Consider the following 15,232-nt stretch of genomic DNA (forward strand, 5'->3'; position numbering starts at 1 on the left):
GGCCCCGGCCGGGCCGCGACCCGTACCCTGGCCCCATGCAGACCGCCCCGGACCGGCATGCCTACCCCTCCCACTGGGAGGCCGACGTGGTGCTGCGCGACGGGGGCACCGCCCGGATCAGGCCCATCACGGCCGCCGACGCGGATCGCCTGGTCAGTTTCTTCGAGCAGGTGTCGGACGAGTCGAAGTACTACCGCTTCTTCGCGCCGTACCCGCGCCTGTCCGCCAAGGACGTGCACCGCTTCACCCACCACGACCATGTGGACCGCGTGGGCCTCGCCGTCACGGTGGGCGGCGAGTTCATCGCGACCGTGCGCTACGACCGCATCGACGCCCAGGGCCGCCCCGCGTCGGCGCCCGCGGACGAGGCCGAGGTCGCCTTCCTCGTCCAGGACGCCCATCAGGGCCGGGGTGTCGCCTCCGCGCTGCTGGAACACATCGCGGCGGTCGCCCGTGAGCGCGGCATCCGGCGCTTCGCCGCCGAGGTGCTGCCTGCCAACACCAAGATGGTGAAGGTCTTCACGGACGCCGGTTACCAGCAGAAGCGCAGCTTCGAGGACGGCGTCGTCCGCCTCGAACTCGACCTCGGGCACACCGACCGCTCCGTCGCCGTCCAGTGGGCCCGCGAACAGCGCGCCGAGGCCCGCTCCGTGCAGCGCCTGCTCGCGCCCGGGTCGGTCGCCGTCATCGGGGCGGGACGCGCCCCGGACGGCGTGGGCCGCGGAGTACTGCGCAACCTGCTCGGCGCGGGCTTCACGGGGCGGCTGTACGCCGTCAACAGCGCCCTGCCCGACGGCTGCGCCGAGATCGACGGTGTGTCCGCCCACCGCTCGGTGCGCGACATCGCCGGGCCCGTGGACCTCGCCGTCGTGGCCGTACCGGCGGAACACGTGCCGGGGGCCGTCACCGACTGCGGTGAGCACGGAGTGCAGGGGCTCGTGGTGATTTCCGCCGGGTACGCCGAGAGCGGCCCCGAGGGGCGTGAGCGGCAGCGGGAACTCGTCCGGCACGCCCGCTCGTACGGCATGCGCCTCATCGGCCCCAACGCCTTCGGCGTCATCAACACCTCCCCCGAAGTGCGCCTCAACGCCTCCCTGGCGCCCGAGCTGCCCGCCGCCGGGCGCCTCGGCCTGTTCACGCAGTCCGGCGCCATCGGCATCGCGCTCCTGTCCCGGCTGCACCGCCGCGGCCGCGGTCTGTGGGGGCTCTCCACCTGTGTCAGCGCGGGCAACAGGGCGGACGTCTCCGGCAACGACGTGCTCCAGTACTGGTACGACGACCCGGACACCGACGTCGCCCTGATGTACCTCGAATCCATCGGCAACCCGCGCAAGTTCACCCGCCTCGCGCGCCGCACCGCCGCCGTGAAGCCCCTGGTCGTCGTCCAGGGCGCCCGGCACAGCGGGATCGCGCCCGCCGGGCACGCGGGCGCGGCCACCCGCCTGCCGCACGCCACGGTCTCGGCGCTGCTGCGCCAGGCCGGGGTGATCCGCGTGGACACCGTCACCGAACTCGTCGACGCCGGGCTGCTGCTCTCCGGGCAGCCGCTGCCCGCCGGGCCGCGCGTCGCCATCCTCGGCAACTCCGAGTCGCTCGGGCTGCTCACGTACGACGCCTGCGTCGCCGAGGGCCTGCGACCGCTGCCGCCCCGCGACCTCACGACCGCCGCCGCCCCGGACGACTTCCGTACGGCCCTCACCGCCGCGCTGGCCGACGAGGCGTGCGACGCGGTGGTCGTCACCGTCATCCCCTCCCTCGGCGAGTCCACCCGCCAGGGCGAGGACGCCTCCCTGGCCGCGGCCCTGCGCGCCGCCGCCGCGACCTGCCCCACGAAGCCGGTCACCGTGGTCCACGTGGAACTGGGCGGCCTCGCGGAGGCCCTGTCGGCGGCGGCCAGCACGGGGCCTCGGGCGGCTGCGGGGGCGGATTCGGCGGGGGGCCCTTTCGCGGGCGGCGGGGATCTCCACGGGGGTGGGGCGGTCCCGGGTGCCCCCGGTGCCCCTGGTGCTCCGGGTGCCCCTGGTGCTCCGGGTGGCGGGTCCACCTCCGGTGGTGGCGACGGGGCCACCCCGGGTGCCGGAGCCGTCCCGGATGCCGGAGCCGTCCCCAGGGACGAGGCCACCCCCGACGGCGGGAACGCCCCCGACGGCGGATCCGCCTCGCGTGCCTGGGACACCCCGCAGAGCGGAGGCACCCCGAGCGGCGCAACCGCCCCGAACGGCGCGGCCGCCCTCAGTGCCGGAGTCGCCCCGAGCACCGGGGGCACCCCGAGCACCGGTGGCACCCCGAAAGGCAAGGCCACCCCCGACGCAGGGACCACCCCAGGCCCCGAAACCAAGGCCACCCCCACCTCAGGCCCCAGGACCAAGGCCACCCCCCAAGGGGGAGCCCACCGCATCCCCGCCTACCCCGCCGCCGAGCGAGCCGTCCGTGCCCTCGCCGAAGCCGTCAAGTACGCCCAGTGGCGGCGTGACGTCGTCGAGCCCGGCAAGGTGCCCGAGTACGACGACATCGACGAGCAGGGGGCGAGGGAACTCATCGGGCGGCTGCTGGGGGCCGCCGGAGCGGAGGAGGGGGTCACCCTCGGGGCCGAGGGGGCCCGGAACCTGCTCGGGAGGTACGGCATCCACGTGCGCAGGGCCCTGCCCGCGCCCGACGCGGACTCCGCCGTACGGGCCGCGCGGGAGGTCGGCTACCCCGTCGCCGTCAAGACGACGGCGCCCCACCTGCGCCACCGCCCCGACCTCGGCGGCGTCCGCCTCGACCTCGCCGACGAGGAGCAGCTCCGGCGGGCGTACCGGGAGCTCGTCCACACCCTCGGCAGGCCCGCCGAGCTGCGCCCGGTGGTGCAGGCGATGGTGGCCCGCGGGGTGGACACCGTCGTGCGCGCCGGACACGACCCCGTGGCCGGCGCGGTGCTCTCCTTCGGCCTCGCGGGCGCCGCGTCCGAACTCCTCGGGGACACCGCCCACCGGCTGATCCCGGTCACCGACCGCGAGGCGGGCAACCTGGTCAGGTCCATCCGGACGGCACCGCTCCTGTTCGGCTGGCGCGGCTCGGCCCCGGTGGACGCCCCGGCCCTCGAAGAGCTCCTGATGCGCCTGTCCCGCCTCGTCGACGACCACCCCGAAGTGGTCTCGGTCTCGCTGGAGCCGGTCGTCGTCGCCCAGGAGGGCCTCTCCGTGCTCAGCGCCACGGTCCGGCTCGCCCCGCCGCCCGCCCGGGACGACCTGGGCCCCCGCACCCTGCCCGCCTACTGACCCCGGCCGGGCGGGGCGGGGCAGGTCCGCGAGCCCACTGGGCACCTCGGGCCACGCGCCGGGTCGTAGGATGGGCGGCATGGCAAAGACCGGTACGACGACCCAGGGGCTGCGCGCGGCGATCGAGCGCAGCGGCTATTACCCGGCCCTCGTGGCCGAGGCGGTGGAGGCCGCGATCGGCGGCGAGACCATCGGGTCGTACCTGGTCCACCAGGAGACCACGTTCGACGCGAACGAGGTCCGCAGGCACGTGACGGTCCTCGTCCTCACGGACACCCGCTTCATCGTCAGCCACACCGACGAGCAGGCCGCGGACTCCACGTCCCCGACGCCGTACGCCACCACCTCCACGGAGTCCGTGAGGATCGGCCGCATCTCGTCGGTCGTCGTCAGCCGTGTCGTCGCCAACCCGGAGAAGTACGTGCCGGGGTCCCTGCCCCGCGAGGTCGTCCTGACCATCGGCTGGGGCGCCGTGTCGCGCATCGACCTGGAGCCCGCCGCCTGCGGCGACCCCAACTGCGAGGCGGACCACGGCTACACCGGCAGCACCACCGCCGACGACCTCAGCCTGCGCGTCAGCGAAGCGGGCGACGGCCCCGACACCGTGCGCCAGACCCTGGCCTTCGCCCAGGCGCTCTCCGAGGCCACCGCGGCCGGCACGGACACCGGCCGCTGATGGCCCACCCCACCGCCTGGGACGACATCCAGCCCCTCGCCCTCGACACCGCCCCCCGCCCCGAGTACGGCACGGGCTCGCTCGCCGACCTGCTGCCCACCCTGGTCGCCCACCAGGAAGTCGACGGCTTCGCCCCGCTCATCCCCGAGCTGGCCCCCGCGGACCGTGCGTGCGTCTTCCTGATCGACGGCCTCGGCTGGGAGCAGCTGCGCGCCCACCCCGCCGAAGCCCCGTTCCTGACCTCGCTCCTCGACTCCTCGCGCGGCGGCACCGGGCGGCCCATAACCGCCGGTTTCCCCGCCACCACCGCGACCTCCCTCGCCTCCGTCGGCACGGGCCTGCCTCCGGGCGCCCACGGCCTGCCCGGGTACGCGGCCCGCAACCCCGACACCGGCGAGCTGATGAACCAGCTCCGCTGGAAGCCCTGGACCGACCCGCACGCCTGGCAGCCCTATCCGACGGTCTTCCAGCGCGCCCACGACGCGGGCGTCCACACCGCGCAGGTCTCCTCGCCGACCTTCGAGCACACCCCGCTCACCAAGGTCGCCCTCAGCGGCGGCACCTTCCGCGGCCGTCTCTCCGGCGAGGACCGCATGGATCTCGCGGCCGAACAACTCGCCGCCGCCGACCGCGCGTTGGTCTACACCTACTACGCCGAGGTCGACGGCAAGGGCCACCGCTTCGGCGTCGACTCCGACGCCTGGCGCGGCCAGCTCGGCTACGTCGACCGGCTCGCCCAGCGCCTCGCCGAACAGCTCCCGCCGCGCAGCGCGCTCTACGTCACCGCCGACCACGGCATGGTCGACATCCCCTTCGGCGACGCCGCCCGCATCGACTTCGACGAGGACTGGGAGCTGAGCGCGGGCGTCGCCCTGCTCGGCGGCGAGGGCCGGGCCCGGCACGTCTACGCGGTGCCCGGCGCCGCCGCCGACGTCCTCGCGGTCTGGCGCGACGTGCTCGGCGAGCAGTTCTGGGTCGCGAGCAGGGAGGAGGCGATCGCGGCGGGCTGGTTCGGCCCGCGGATCGACGAGCGCGTCCACGGCCGCATCGGTGACGTCGTCGCCGCCGCCCACGACGACGTCCTCATCACCGCCTCGCGCAGAGAGCCCAAGGAGTCCGCCCTGGTCGGCAACCACGGCTCCATGACCCCCGCCGAACAACTCGTACCGCTCCTCGAAGTACGCTCCTAGCGCCCCCGTCGGCCGCCCCTCCCACCCCGTACGGCCGCGAAACCCCGTACGACTGCGAAAAACCGAAAGGTGCTCGACTCCCCATGCCTGAGCTGGTGTTCTTCTCCGGAACGATGGACTGCGGGAAGAGCACCCTCGCGTTGCAGATCGAGCACAACCGCTCGGCCCGCGGCCTCCAAGGCATGATCTTCGCGCGCAACGACCGCGCGGGCGCGGGCAAGCTCTCCTCGCGTCTCGGCCTGGTCACCGAGGCCATCGAGGTGGCCGACGACCTCGACGTCTACGCCTATCTCGTCGACCACCTCTCGCGCGGCTCCCGCGCCGACTACGTGATCGCGGACGAGGCCCAGTTCCTCGCCCCCGAACAGATCGACCAGCTCGCCCGCGTCGTGGACGACCTGGGCCTCGACGTCTTCGCGTTCGGCATCACCACCGACTTCCGCTCCAAGCTGTTCCCCGGCTCCCAACGCCTGGTCGAGCTCGCCGACCGTGTGGAGGTGCTCCAGGTCGAGGCGCTGTGCTGGTGCGGTGCCCGCGCCACCCACAACGCCCGCACCATAGGCGGCGAGATGGTCGTCGAGGGCGCCCAGGTCGTCGTCGGCGACGTCAACCAGGCGCCCGGCGAAGTGGGGTACGAGGTCCTGTGCCGCCGTCACCACCGGCGCCGCATGACGGCGGCCGGAGCCCACGCGGGCGCCCTCTCGCCCGACGTCCTGCCGGTCGACACCCTGGAACGCTCCTGAGCCCGGTGGCGGTCACCCGGTGGCGTTCCGCTCCGAGCGGATCAGCGTGAAGATCGCCCCCTCGGGGTCGGCGACCGTCGCGACCCGCCCGTATCTGCCGGGTTCCGGGGGCCGCACCACATGGCCGCCTAGTTCGACCACCCGCGCCGCCGACGCGTCCACGTCCACCGTCTCGAAGTACGTCATCCAGTGCGCGCCCCGATCGCGCGGCAGCGCCTGCCCCACCCCGCGCACCGACGCCACCGGACGGCCGTCCAGGGACAGCGTCAGATAGTCCAGGCCGGGGGTGGTGGCCGCCTCCTCGGTGAACCCGAAGAGCGTCCGGTAGAACTTCGCCACCTCCACCGTCTCGCGCGTCAGGAGCTCGTTCCAGGTCACCGTGCCCGGCACCCCCGCGACACCCGCGCCGATGTGCGCCGCCGCCTGCCAGATGCCGAACACCGCACCCGCCGGGTCGAGGGCGACCACCATGCGCCCCGCTCTGCCCGCCTCCAGCGGGCCCACTCCCACCGTGCCGCCGCAGTGCCGCACCGTCTCGGCCGTCGCGTCCGCGTCGTCGGACGCCAGATACGGGGTCCACACGATGGGCAGTTGCCGGTCGGGCAGCTGTCCGATGCCCGCCACCTCGCAACCGTCGAGCATGGCCCGCACATAGGGGCCGAGCTGCTGCGGCCCCGGCCGGTACGTCCAGCCGAAGAGCGCCGCGTAGAACTCCTGGGTCGCGGCTACGTCGTGGGCCATCAGGCTCACCCAGCAGGGCGTGCCGGGTGTGTGCCGCGCGCCCAGGTCGCGCGAGTCGTCCGGCCACCGTGCCTCGGTCATCGTCACTCTCTCCTCGGGCCCTCGTGACTTCGGCGGCCCGGCGCGCCGGAATCCCTCACGACGGTCGACAGAGTCCGAAAAGCGTCGTCTGCCGTCCGTCGGTCGTCTTCCGGAGCCGCCCGGCCGCTGCCACTCCGCTTCGTTTCACTTTCCGAACGCGCGTGCTTCCGCCGCGCGCGTGCCCGTCCGTGCAGATGCTCGCACCACCAGTCGCCGAGCGCGCTCCGGCCCGCCGCGCTCATGGGCTTCCTCGCGGAGGATGCCCGGTTTGCCGTTTCTCATCCGTTAACGCTCGATGGCAGAGCTGTGTCCGTCTGCGGTACGCGGCGTGCACGTTTCTGTACGCCGCGTGTCCGGGCGTGGTCCGGCCGAGCAGGTTATCCGGAGCTGAGCGCGGCGGCCACCCCGTGCGCAAGGATGGGGGCCATGAACGCCATCATCTCCACATCCGAACTCGCGAGCGAACTGGCGGGTGGGAATCCGCCACTCCTGCTCGACATCCGTTGGCAGCTGAGTACGGCGAAGGCGGCCGGTGAGCCGTCCTTCGACGGCCGGGCCGCGTATGCGGCCGGGCACATTCCGGGGGCCGTCTTCGTCGACCTCGACGCGGACCTCGCGGGTTCCGCCGGGGCCGGCGGCAGGCATCCGCTTCCGGACCTCGCGCACTTCGGGTCCGTCATGCGGGCGGCCGGGGTCTCGGCCGAAAGGCCGGTGGTGGTGTACGACGGCGGGCAGGGCTGGGCGGCCGCCCGTGCCTGGTGGCTGCTGCGCTGGACGGGGCATCCGTCGGTGCGGGTCCTGGACGGCGGGCTCGCGGCGTGGGCCGGCGACCTGGAGTCCGGCGAGGCGGCCCCGGCGGCCGCGGGCACCTTCGTGCCCGAGCCCAACTCCGTGGACCTCCTGGACGCGGACGGCGCGGCGGCCCTCGCCCGCTCCGGTCTGCTCCTGGACGCCCGCGCCGCCGAGCGCTACCGGGGCGACGTGGAGCCCATCGACCGGGTCGGCGGCCACATCCCCGGCGCGGTCTCGGCGCCCACCACGGAGAACGTCGCGGCGGACGGCCGCCTGCGCCCCGCCGATGAGCTGGCGACCCGCTTCAAGTCCCTGGGCGCCTCCAGCACTTCGCCAGTCGGCGTGTACTGCGGCTCGGGCGTCTCCGGAGCCCATGAGGTCCTCGCCCTCGCCGTGGCCGGCATCCCGGCGGCGCTGTACGTGGGGTCGTGGTCGGAGTGGTCGTCGGACCCGCAGCGGCCGGTGGCGACGGGGCCGGATCCGCAGTAGCGGGAGCGGGCGGGGCCCGGGGAGGGCTCCCGGGAGGACTCCCGGGGGGACTGCGGCGGCCGGGTCGTGATGGCTTGTAGTCGCCGTCGCCGTCGCCGTCGCCGTCGCCGTCGCCGTCGCCGTCGCCGTTGCGGTCGCCGTCTTCCGGTGCCGTTCCTGTCGGCGTCCCGGCGTCCCGGCGTCCCGGCGTCGCGCTCCGTGGATCAGTTTGTGGGCAATGAGTGAAGGGCTTGTACGCATCTTGCGTACAAGCCCTTCACTCGACTCTCACCCGCGGTCGGCGGCTACTCCTGCTTCTTGCGCCGCGTCCCGAACACGATCTCGTCCCAGCTCGGCACTGCGGCGCGGCGGCCGGGCCGGACGCCGTCGGCCTCGGCCTGGCGGTCCGTGGAGCCCACGAGCCGGTCGCGGTGGCTGGCCACGGCCCGGGGCATCAGGACGTCCGCGTAGGCGGAACCGGCCGAGGCCGCGGTGGCCGGGGGCTCCTCGGCCTCCGGCTCCTGCTCGGGCTCCTCCTGTGCGGACGGCAGTTCGGAGGGTGCCGTGGTGGGCCGCTCCGGGACGACCATGTCGCCGCGGAAGCTCGGGACGGCCTCCAGGAGGCTGGTGAGCGAGTCGCGCTCCTGCTCGGCGACCGCCGCGGGCGCGACGGGCTCCGGCTCGGGGTCGGGGCCGAGGGCACCGGCCCGCTCCGGGGCGCGGTCGAGCGGACGGTCCCGGGGCAGCCGGGCGATGCGCGGCACGAACGGGAAGCTCGGCTCGGGCGCCGCGATGTCGTCGGTCTCGCCGATCAGGGCGCGGGCCTCGTCGTCGACGGCCTGGACCAGGCGCCGCGGCGGGTCGTAGGTCCAGCTCGCGGAGTGCGGCTCGGTCGCCACGCGGTAGACCAGCAGGACTTCCCAGGTGCCGTCGTCGCGGCGCCAGGAGTCCCACTGCACCGTGTCCTTGTCGGCGCCGCGCAGCAGCAGCCGCTCCTGGACGGCCTCGCCGAGCTGGGGCCCGGTGTTCTCGCCGGGCCGGCGCACCGGGGTCTTCCGGGCGCGCTCGGCCATGAAGGCGCGCTCGGCGAGCACGGGGCCCTCGAAGCGGCGGACGCGGTCGACGGGGATGCCGGCGAGCGAGGCGACTTCCTCCGCACTGGCACCGGCACGTATACGGGCCTGGATGTCCCGGGGGCGGAGGTGGCTCTCCACCTCGATCTCGATCTGTCCGAGCCGCGGCCGGTCGCCGCGCACGGCGGCGCGCAGCCGTTCGTCGATCGGAAGCGTGTACTCCGTGCTGTCCGCAGCCTTCAGCACCAGCCGTGTGCCGTCGTTGCTGACGGCCACGACACGCAGTTCGGGCATGGGGACCTCCCGGGTGGTGCCTGCCGACGTCACGTGCGTCGCTGCTTCCGCTAGTCGAGTGTGGCCTGCCCGGGTGCAGCCTGCCACAACCTTGCCGAGTTGCCCGGCGTGTCGGGCACGGGCCCTGAACCGCCGTTATGACACGGTTACCTCTTCGCAACGCTGAGTGACTGATTTGGTCACCCTGTGCACGAGCCCCCATCCGGCGGTCCTGGCTGGCCCCGGGCACCCTGGCTGGAGACCGGACCCAGGGCTCGCAACACTACTCCATTCGGGCCACTCGGGTGGACCGGCACGCCGCCGAACTTCTCGGGGCGGAAGGGAGTTGGCGCCGACCGGCCCCGAGCGCGCCCCGCGTACGCGTGGCGCTCTTCACGAAACAGCCAGAAACGGAACTATTCGCTTCGGGCGTACGTCCCTTTCTCAGTACCTCGCGTAGCTCATACGTGAACACGTAAGTCATACGTGATGTCGAGAAAGGCAGGCAAGGTCCGCAGATGCGTGAAAAGCCGGAAACCGGCGCGCAGTCGAAGGGCGCGACGGAGGACGAGCCGAGGAAGAAGCGGTTCGATCTGAGTGTGCCGCAGGTGGCGGGGAGTGCCGTCGCGGCCGTGCTGGCCGCGAAGCTCGCGTCCTCCTTCGGCGTCTACGGAACGATCCTCGGCGCCGGCGTGGTGAGCACCATCGCCACCAGCGGCGGCACGATCTTCCAGCACTTCTTCTCGCGTACGGGAGAGCAGATACGCGACGTGGCGGTGCAGGCGAAGCCGAGAGCCCAGCAGGTCCCGGTGACGTCGTCCACGCCGGTCCCGGAGACGTTCAGAGCCTCCACCCCCGCGTCCCCCTCGGTGTACGCAGGCAGTGGCCCGGTGACCACGACATGGGGGAGGCCGGCCGCGGACGCCGACCCGACCGCGATGCTCCCGGCGTACGACCCGGCCGCGGCGCTTACGGCGTACGGCACCGCCGACCCGGCCGATCCGACCCGGGCGCTCCCCGCGATCGACGCCGCCGACCCGACGGCGGCCCTGCCGACAGTCGACCCGGCCGACCCCACGACGGCCCTGCCGGTGGCCGGAACCGACCCCGAGCAGACCCAGCTGCTCGGCTCGGTGGCCGCCGCCCGGATGCTTCCCCGCGACCAGCCGCACGACCCCGCGCACGACCACGGGCGCGACCAGGAGACCCGGCTGTTGCGCCGGGCCGACCCCGCGGGCCCCGTTCCCCCCGCCGTCCCCGGGCCCGGCACGGCCCCCCTCCCGTCCGAGGAGTACTCCGGGGCGACCACGCACCGTACGCAGGTGCGGAGCTGGAAGCGGCCGCTGATCGCCGCGGCGCTGGTCTTCGGGGTCTCCCTCGGGGGCATCACCACGTACGAGCTGGTGAGCGGCAAGAGCTTCAGCGGCGACGACAAGAGCACCACGCTGCGGGACGCCTTCACGAACCGCGGTTCGTCGTCGACATCGGACGACGAACCCGCCACCGACGGCACCGGGGAGCCTTCGGGCGACGGCACCTCCGGGTCGGACGACGGTTCGCGGCAGGGCGGCGGCTCCTCCGAGGACCCGGGGGACAAGCCCTCGACCGGTGACGGCACCGGCGACGGCGACGGTTCGGGGAACGGCGCGGGCCAGGGCGGGACCGACGAGTCCGGCAAGGGCACCGGCAGCGGTACGGACAAGGACAAGGGCGACGGCAGCGGCAAGGGCTCCGGCGACGGCGGCTCCAGGACCGACCCGACGCCCACCCCCACGCCGACGCCGACCCCCACGCCGACCCCGTCGAACGGCGGCGGCAGCGGACCCGGCGACACCGGCGACGGCGGCGTCCAGGAGCAGCAGCGGACGCCCGAGCAGTGACCGGGGCGGAGGCCGCGCGGCGCGGGACCGGGCCGCGCGGCCTCAGTCGCCGAGGACCCGCCGCAGATAGGGGTTGCCGAAGAGGCGGTCGGGGTCGAGGCGGTCGCGCAGCGCGGTGAACTCCCCGAAGCGCGGGTAGGCCCCGGCCAGGTAGGCGGCGTCGCGGGTGTGCAGCTTGCCCCAGTGCGGCCGCCCCTCGTGGGCGGTGAAGATCTCCTCGGCGGCACTGAAGTACCCGCGGACCGGGGTGCCCTTGTACAGATGGACGGCGATGTACGCGCTCTCGCGGCCCGAGGCGGTGGAGAGCGTGATGTCGTCCGCGGGCGCCGTGCGGACCTCGACGGGGAAGCTGACCCGCAGCGAGGACCGCTCGATCATCGACTTCAGCTCGCGCAACGTCTCCACCAGGGCCTCGCGCGGGACGGCGTACTCCATCTCCACGAAGCGCACCCGGCGCGGGCTGGTGAAGACCTTGTACGGGATGTCCGTGTAGGTGCGGGCGGACAGGGCCTTGCTGGAGAGCTTCGCGACGGCGGGGATGGTGGCGGGCACGGCACGGCCGAGGGAGTTGGCCACCTGGAAGAGGCCGTTGGACAGGAGTTCGTCCTCCACGAAGGCGCTGATCGCGCCCGGGGGAGCGGCGGGACCCACGCTGCGGTTGTTGCGCTTGGTGGTGCAGTTGTCGGTGTGCGGGAACCAGTAGAACTCGAAGTGCTCGTTCTCCGTCACGAGCTGGTCGAACTCGGCGGTGACCCGGTCGAACGCCATCGGTTCCTCGCGGGCCTGGAGGAAGAAGACGGGCTCCACGGCGAACGTGATCGCGCTGATGACACCCAGCGCGCCGAGGCCGATCCTGGCGGCGGCGAAGACGTCCGGGTTCTCGTCCTTGGAGCAGGTCAGGACGCGTCCGTCGGCGGTGACCAGTTCGAGTGCCGTGATCTGCGCGGCGATCGAGGCCGACTCGCGGCCCGTGCCGTGCGTGCCGGTGCTGACGGCTCCGGACACCGTCTGCTCCATGATGTCGCCCATGTTCGTCAGCGACAGGCCCTCGCGGGCGAGCGCGACGTTCAGGCGCTTGAGCGGGGTGCCCGCCTCCACGGTCACCGTGCCGGCCTCGCGGTCGATCGCGCGGATGCCGGTGAGGAGGTCGGGGCGGACCAGGAGGCCGTCGGTCGCCGCGGCCGCCGTGAAGGAGTGGCCGCTGCCGACGGGCTTGACCTTCAGGCCGTCCTCGCGGGCACCGCGGATCGCGGCGACGAGTTCGTCCCGTGAGGCGGGCGTGGCCTCGCGCGCGGCCCGCACGGACACGGTGCCCGCCCAGTTACGCCACGTCGCCGGCTTCCTCCCGCCGGTGCGCGGGGTCCCCGCCGTCGTGCCCCTGCCCGATTCCGTGCCCATGGGTCCCTCCCCGTCGCGGCACCGGCCGCTCCAGCCGGCGACAGCCCAGGACCGCCACCACGACCGCGACGGCCCCGGACACCCCGGGGACCGCGTACCCCGCGCGCGCCCCCGCGGCGTCGATCACCCAGCCGGCCACGGAGGAGCCGAGCGCCACTCCGACGGCGAGGCCGGTGCTGACCCAGGTCATGCCCTCGGTCAGCTTCGCGCGTGGTACGTGCTGTTCGACGAGGGCCATCGTCGTGATCATCGTCGGTGCGATGGACAGGCCCGCGACGAAGAGCGCCGCGGCCAGGAACGGCAGGTTCCCGGCCAGTTGAAGCGGGATCATACTCACGGCCATCGCACAGACACCCAGCAGCCACCTGCGGGCGGGCGCCCCCTTGAAGTGCAGGAGACCGAAGCCCACCCCCGCCAGGCAGGAGCCGAGGGCGTAGACGGCGAGCACCAGGCTCGCGGCGCCCTTGTGGCCCTGCTCCTCGGCGAACGCCACCGTGACCACGTCGACGGCGCCGAAGATCGCCCCGGTCGCGACGAACGTGGCCACCAGGACCTGGAGGCCGCCGGCCCGCAGCGCGGAGCCCCCGGTGTGGTGGTCGCGCGGGTGCGGCACCGGTTCGGTGGCGCGCTGCGCCGTCAGCCAGAAGACGCCGACGGCCAGGAAGACCCCGGCGAGCAGCGGCCCGGCCTCGGGGAACCACACCGTGGACAGGCCGATGGAGATGATCGGCCCGAAGATGAAGCAGATCTCGTCCACGACGGACTCGAAGGAGTACGCCGTGTGCAGCTGCGGGGTGTCGCGGTACAGGGCGGCCCAGCGGGACCTGACCATCGAGCCCACGCTCGGCACACAGCCGACGAGGGCGGCGAAGACGAACAGCGTCCAGTCCGGCGCCTCGAACTTCGCGGCCAGGAGCAGCCCGGCCACCGCGAACAGGGACACCAGCGTCGCGGGCCTGAGCACCCGGCGCTGGCCGTGCCGGTCCACGAGCCGGGATATCTGCGGGCCGATCGCCGCGGCGGACAGGGCGACGGTGGCCGACAGCGCGCCCGCGAGGCCGTACCGGCCGGTGAGCTGGGAGACCATCGTGACGATGCCGATGCCCATCATCGACAGCGGCATCCGCCCGAGGAAGCCCGCGACGGAGAACCCCAGGGAGCCGGGGGCGGCAAAGATGGCGCGGTAGGGGCTCGGCACGTGGACTCCGCTGGGGCGCCGGAGCGCGCGCGGGGGCGCGACCGCTCCGGGTAAGGCGTGAAGGTGGCTGATACAGCTTACGGCTGCCGAGGCGCGGCGCGCACCGTGCTTTTCGGAGGTTCTCGAAGGCGCACGCACAGGTTCTCGAAGGCGCCCGCCACAGGGTGGCGGTTTCCGCCCTGTCAGTGGCGAGTGGCAGGATCAAATACATGTCCGAAGCGCTGGATCCCACTCCCTATGACGCCCTGCTGCTGCTCTCGTTCGGCGGCCCCGAAGGACCGGACGACGTCGTCCCGTTCCTGGAGAACGTGACGCGTGGCCGCGGCATCCCCAAGGAGCGCCTGAAGGAGGTGGGGCAGCACTACTTCCTCTTCGGCGGCGTGAGCCCCATCAACGACCAGAACCGCACCTTCCTCGACGCCCTGCGCAAGGACTTCGCGGAGCACGGCCTGGACCTGCCGGTGTACTGGGGCAACCGCAACTGGGCGCCGTATCTGACGGACACCCTGCGCGATCTCGTGCGGGACGGCCGCCGCCGCGTGCTGACCCTGGCCACCAGCGCGTACGCGTCGTACTCGGGTTGCAGGCAGTACCGCGAGGACCTCGCGGCCGCCCTCGCCACCCTCCGCGCGGAGGGCCTGGAGACGCCCCGCGTGGACAAGCTGCGGCACTACTTCAACCACCCCGGCTTCGTCCGCCCGGTGATCGACGGCGTCCTGGAGTCCCTGGCCGACCTCCCCGAGGAGGTCCGCGACGGCGCGCACCTGGCCTTCACGACGCACTCCATCCCCACCGCGGCGGCCGACACCTCGGGCCCGGCCGAGACCCACGGCGACGGCGGCGCGTACGTGCGCCAGCACCTGGACGTGGCCCGTGCCGTCGCCGACGCGGTCCGCGCGGAGACCGGCGTGGACCGCCCCTGGCAGCTCGTCTACCAGTCCCGCAGCGGCGCCCCGCACATCCCCTGGCTGGAGCCGGACATCTGCGACCACCTGGAGGAGCGGCACGCTGCCGGGGCCCCCGCCGTCGTCATGGTCCCGATCGGCTTCGTCTCGGACCACATGGAGGTCCTGTACGACCTCGACACCGAGGCCGCGGCGAAGGCCGCCGAGCTCGGCCTGCCGGTGCGCCGCTCGGCCACCGTCGGCGCCGACCCGCGGTTCGCCGCGGCCGTCCGCGATCTCGTCCTGGAGCGCGCGGCCCGCGAGAGCGGCCGGGGCGCGACCCCGTGCGCCCTGGGCGCGCTCGGCCCGAGCCACGACCTGTGCCCCGTGGGCTGCTGCCCGGCCCGCACCCCCAAGCCCGCCGCCGCGGGCGCCGACAGCCCGTACCCCTAGGAGTTGTCTTCAAATGTCACGCCCACATCAGGAGCGAGGCGAGAGTGACGGCTGCCTGGTAGGACTCGGCGGTCTTGTCGTAGCGGGTCGCGATGCCGCGCCACTGCTTGAGGCGGTTGAAA

The 15,232-nt window shown here is 73.7% G+C and carries 11 protein-coding genes and 1 pseudogene; 7 read left to right on the forward strand and 5 right to left on the reverse strand.

Annotated elements, in window-relative coordinates:
• The first annotated feature begins 35 nt into the window (after positions 1 to 35).
• The 4 genes from GPA10_RS34685 (at position 36) to GPA10_RS34700 (ending at position 5,869) form a co-directional block, all read left to right on the forward strand.
• On the forward strand, positions 36 to 3,260 hold the full coding sequence (locus tag GPA10_RS34685; protein ID WP_157168909.1) for a bifunctional acetate--CoA ligase family protein/GNAT family N-acetyltransferase: 3,225 nt from the start codon (positions 36 to 38) through the stop codon (positions 3,258 to 3,260).
• A gap of 79 nt (positions 3,261 to 3,339) precedes the next feature.
• A complete protein-coding gene (locus tag GPA10_RS34690; RefSeq protein ID WP_157168910.1) occupies positions 3,340 to 3,936 on the forward strand; it encodes a DUF5998 family protein in 597 nt (198 codons plus the stop codon).
• On the forward strand, positions 3,936 to 5,126 hold the full coding sequence (locus tag GPA10_RS34695; protein ID WP_157168911.1) for an alkaline phosphatase family protein: 1,191 nt from the start codon (positions 3,936 to 3,938) through the stop codon (positions 5,124 to 5,126). Before GPA10_RS34690 ends, GPA10_RS34695 begins: the two co-directional genes overlap by 1 nt.
• Before the next feature lie 83 nt (positions 5,127 to 5,209).
• A complete protein-coding gene (locus GPA10_RS34700) occupies positions 5,210 to 5,869 on the forward strand; it encodes a thymidine kinase (RefSeq protein WP_058852581.1) in 660 nt (219 codons plus the stop codon).
• A 12-nt stretch (positions 5,870 to 5,881) separates the two neighbouring features.
• Here the strand turns inward: GPA10_RS34700 and GPA10_RS34705 are convergent, their stop codons facing one another.
• On the reverse strand, positions 5,882 to 6,691 hold the full coding sequence (locus GPA10_RS34705) for a VOC family protein (RefSeq protein WP_058852580.1): 810 nt from the start codon (positions 6,689 to 6,691) through the stop codon (positions 5,882 to 5,884).
• Positions 6,692 to 7,117: 426 nt separating this feature from the next.
• Here GPA10_RS34705 and GPA10_RS34710 point away from each other — a divergent pair, with 426 nt between their 5' ends.
• Positions 7,118 to 7,972, forward strand: coding sequence for a sulfurtransferase (locus GPA10_RS34710; protein ID WP_157168912.1), 855 nt, complete (start codon positions 7,118 to 7,120; stop codon positions 7,970 to 7,972).
• 284 nt (positions 7,973 to 8,256) lie between these two features.
• Here GPA10_RS34710 and sepH read toward each other — a convergent pair whose 3' ends face one another.
• Positions 8,257 to 9,318: a septation protein SepH gene (gene sepH, locus GPA10_RS34715; RefSeq protein WP_058852578.1), complete on the reverse strand. Its 1,062-nt coding sequence runs from the start codon at positions 9,316 to 9,318 to the stop codon at positions 8,257 to 8,259.
• Positions 9,319 to 9,815: 497 nt separating this feature from the next.
• Between sepH and GPA10_RS34720 the strand changes: the two genes are divergently transcribed.
• A complete protein-coding gene (locus GPA10_RS34720) occupies positions 9,816 to 11,177 on the forward strand; it encodes a hypothetical protein (RefSeq protein ID WP_157168913.1) in 1,362 nt (453 codons plus the stop codon).
• A 42-nt stretch (positions 11,178 to 11,219) separates the two neighbouring features.
• Here GPA10_RS34720 and GPA10_RS34725 read toward each other — a convergent pair whose 3' ends face one another.
• On the reverse strand, positions 11,220 to 12,575 hold the full coding sequence (locus GPA10_RS34725) for a D-arabinono-1,4-lactone oxidase (RefSeq protein WP_157168914.1): 1,356 nt from the start codon (positions 12,573 to 12,575) through the stop codon (positions 11,220 to 11,222).
• Positions 12,499 to 13,773, reverse strand: a complete 1,275-nt coding sequence (locus GPA10_RS34730) for an MFS transporter (protein WP_343041650.1) — start codon at positions 13,771 to 13,773, stop codon at positions 12,499 to 12,501. The genes GPA10_RS34725 and GPA10_RS34730 overlap by 77 nt, the downstream gene beginning before the upstream one ends.
• Positions 13,774 to 13,982: 209 nt before the next feature.
• On the opposite strand from GPA10_RS34730, the gene GPA10_RS34735 reads away from it, so the two are divergent.
• Entirely contained in the window at positions 13,983 to 15,110 is a 1,128-nt protein-coding gene (locus GPA10_RS34735) for a ferrochelatase (RefSeq protein ID WP_157168915.1), read from the forward strand.
• A gap of 16 nt (positions 15,111 to 15,126) precedes the next feature.
• On the opposite strand, the pseudogene GPA10_RS34740 reads toward GPA10_RS34735, so the two are convergent.
• Positions 15,127 to 15,232, reverse strand: a pseudogene (locus GPA10_RS34740) (IS5/IS1182 family transposase); the annotation flags it as partial.

Source organism: Streptomyces typhae (assembly GCF_009755605.1).
Taxonomy (GTDB): Bacteria; Actinomycetota; Actinomycetes; order Streptomycetales; family Streptomycetaceae; genus Streptomyces; species Streptomyces typhae.